The following is a 3,028-nucleotide window of genomic DNA, read 5'->3' on the forward strand; positions in this document are numbered from 1 at the left end:
AGTGCTGTCAGTCGACGCAGCCGGTCGGCGCCGGAACGGTCTCGTCGAGGGTGGAGAGCACGAGTTCCGCGGTGAGCCGGTCGGCGAGCATCTCCAGGTGCGTGGTCTTCGCGGAGGCACATACGTCCTGCAGCACGATGTCGGTGACGTTCGGGTCCTCGCCGAGGCCGCTCGTGTACGGCTGCACCACGTCGTCGTGGGCGGTGAGGATGTTCGTGTACTTCACCGGCTCGACGAAACGGCCGGTCGCGGCGAGATCCTCGAGGAACTGCGAACCGGGAAGCATGTCGGCGCAGGCGGGGCACGTCGCGTACTCGAAGTCGCGCATCACACCGTCACTGGTGACGATGGTCGTGCCGTTCCACAGGGGAGCGAGCGACACGAGCCGGTCGACCTTGTCGGCGCCGCCGTCACCGATCCACTTCGCCGCGACCAGCGTGCCCTGCGAATGGCCGACGATATCGACCTTCTCGGCGCCGGTCTGCGCGAGCACCTCGTCGACGAATGCGGAGAGCTGATGTGTGCTCGGCTCGAGCGGCGCCATCCCACCCAGAGCGCTGACGGGCCACGGACCGGGGAACGCGCCGAAGGTCGGAGCGAAGACGCAGTAGCCGGCGTTGGCGAGCAGAGGCGAGAACGTCTGCCACGCGACCTGCCGGTTACCGCTGGTGTTGTGGACCAGCACAACAGGATTGGGCTTGCCGGGGGTCGGGCGACAGTTCGGGTCGTTCGAGCCGGGAGCCGAACCACCCGGATTCTCGAGCTCCAGAGCCACCGTGTCGGGAAGTTCGTACGGCACGGGCAGCGTGGTAGGCGAGGCGGCCGCCGTGCCGGATCCGAGAAGACCCGCGGCGAGAACGGTCAGCAGGAGCGATCGGCCAAACACGGGTCATCCTTCGAACAGTGACGATTATCGGTAAGTGCACTGCGGCCCTATAAGGTGTTCCGGGGCTGCGCAGGGGAACGGAATCGGAGTATATCTATGCGGCGGATATCCGCGTTGGCGGTCGTGACGACCGTCGTGGCGTCGACCTGGGGACTCGGAGCGTCGACGGCGTCCGCAGAACCCGATGAGGCCCGGCTCGTGAGCACCACGGTCGTCGACGACCAGCAGCTCGACATCGAGGCCTACTCGCCGTCCATGGACGAGAACATCGAGCTGCGGATCCTGCGCCCCACCGACACCGTCACTCCCAGCCCCACGCTGTACGTGCTGAGCGGCGTCGACGGCGGGTCGTACGACAACAGCTGGATGGACCAGTCCGACATCGTCGACTTCTTCTCCGACAAGCACGTCAACGTGGTTATCCCGAAGGGCGGCGAGTCGAGCTACTACACCGACTGGAAGCACGACGACCCGAACCTCGGCCGCTACAAGTGGGCCACCTTCCTCACCGAGGAACTGCCGCCCGTCATCGACAGCACCTACGCGACCACCGGCACCAACGGCCTGATCGGCTTCTCGATGTCGGGCACCTCGTCGCTCAATCTCGCCATTGCCGCACCGGATCTGTACAACGCGGTGGGCAGCTTCAGCGGCTGCGCACGCACAAGCGACCCCCTCGGCCAGGCCTTCGTCACCACCACCGTTGTCAACTTCTTCGGCAACCCGCTCAACATGTGGGGTCCGTTCGACGACCCCACCTGGGTCGCCAACGATCCCTACGTCAATGCGGAGAAGCTTCGCGGCACCACTCTGTACCTGTCGTCGCGCACCGGCCTGCCCGGCCGTTACGACAATCTCGAATCCGAGTGGATCAAGGACGAGGAAGACCTCGCCGACGTGGTCATCAAGGGCGGACTCATCGAAGCCGCCGCGGCCGACTGCACCCGACGTATGGCGACGCGCCTCGACGAACTGGGCATCCCCGCGACCATCGACCTCCACGACGACGGCACCCACAACTGGGGCTACTGGCAGGACGACCTGCACAACTCGTGGCCGGTCCTCGGCCCCGCGATCGGCGCTTCCTGACGGTTCATCCACAGGCGGTCGGTTCATCCCCAGATCCGGCCGATTCGTCCTCGTAGGCACCTGCGGGCCCGGGGCGACGGGCGATGCTAGGCGCCATGGGGGAGTTGATCCTGCGGCGCGAGGCAAATGCGCGCGGCGTCACCGATGCGGAGATCCGACGTCTGGTGCGGAACGGAACGTGGACTCGGCTCGCGTCGGGAGTCTTCGTCCAGTCCGACCAGTATGCGGGGGCCGACGATCACGCTCGACATGCTCTGCGGGCACGGGCGTTCATCGCGAATGCCGGACCGACCTCGGCGCTGAGCCACGTATCGGCCGCGGTGCTGCACGGGCTCGACGTCTGGCAGATCCCACTCGACGATGTGCACCTCACCCGCAACGCGCCGAGTGGAGCACGGAGGACACCCGGCCGCGTCATGCACGCCGCGCTCTTCCGTGAGACGGACGTCGTGGATCGGAGGGGAGCGCGGGTGCTGTCGGTCGCACGGACGATCACGGATGTGGCCGCAACGGTGCCGGCGGAGCAGGCTGTCGTACTTGCCGACAGTGCGCTGCGAGCAGGGCTGGTCACTCCCGTCGATCTGACTCGTGCCGTGGAACGGATGGGGAGTCATCCCCGCATCGCGCACGCGCGTCGTGCCGTGCAGCTGTCGAGCGGGTGCAGCGACAGCGCCGGCGAGTCGCGGAGCAGGGTTCTGTTCGTCCGCGAGCAGATCCCGATGCCGCTCACGCAGGTGGACGTCTTCTGCGCCGACGGCAGGTGGCTCGCTCGCGTCGACTTCCTATGGCCGGAGCACGGTGTGATCGGCGAGTTCGACGGTCGGATCAAGTACCGCCGCGACGGGGTCGCGACCACCGCCGCCGAGGACGTGGTCTACCGCGAGAAACTGCGGGAGGACGCACTGCGTCACGCGGGGTGGACGGTGGTGCGGTGGACGTGGCAGGACCTCGGGACCCGCGGCGCCGTCGCAACGAAGGTGCGGGAGGCGTTCGCACGGGCGGCGCGGGGGAGCGGGCCGACGGGGAGGTACGCAACAAAGAAGTGAGGCTCGC

General features: G+C 67.3%; 3 protein-coding genes. 2 read left to right on the forward strand and 1 reads right to left on the reverse strand.

Translation table 11 applies throughout. From position 1 onward, the window contains the following. Nucleotides 1–7 precede the first annotated feature (7 nt). On the reverse strand, nucleotides 8–886 hold the full coding sequence (locus ACLBYD_RS17300) for an esterase/lipase family protein (protein WP_447817388.1): 879 nt from the start codon (nucleotides 884–886) through the stop codon (nucleotides 8–10). Between the two features lie 96 nt (nucleotides 887–982). Between ACLBYD_RS17300 and ACLBYD_RS17305 the strand changes: the two genes are divergently transcribed. Beyond that, a complete protein-coding gene (locus ACLBYD_RS17305; RefSeq protein WP_447817389.1) occupies nucleotides 983–1,975 on the forward strand; it encodes an alpha/beta hydrolase in 993 nt (330 codons plus the stop codon). A gap of 95 nt (nucleotides 1,976–2,070) precedes the next feature. Further along, on the forward strand, nucleotides 2,071–3,021 hold the full coding sequence (locus tag ACLBYD_RS17310) for a hypothetical protein (protein ID WP_447817390.1): 951 nt from the start codon (nucleotides 2,071–2,073) through the stop codon (nucleotides 3,019–3,021). The last annotated feature ends 7 nt before the right edge of the window (nucleotides 3,022–3,028 follow it).

Source organism: Rhodococcus sp. C26F, from assembly GCF_053345925.1.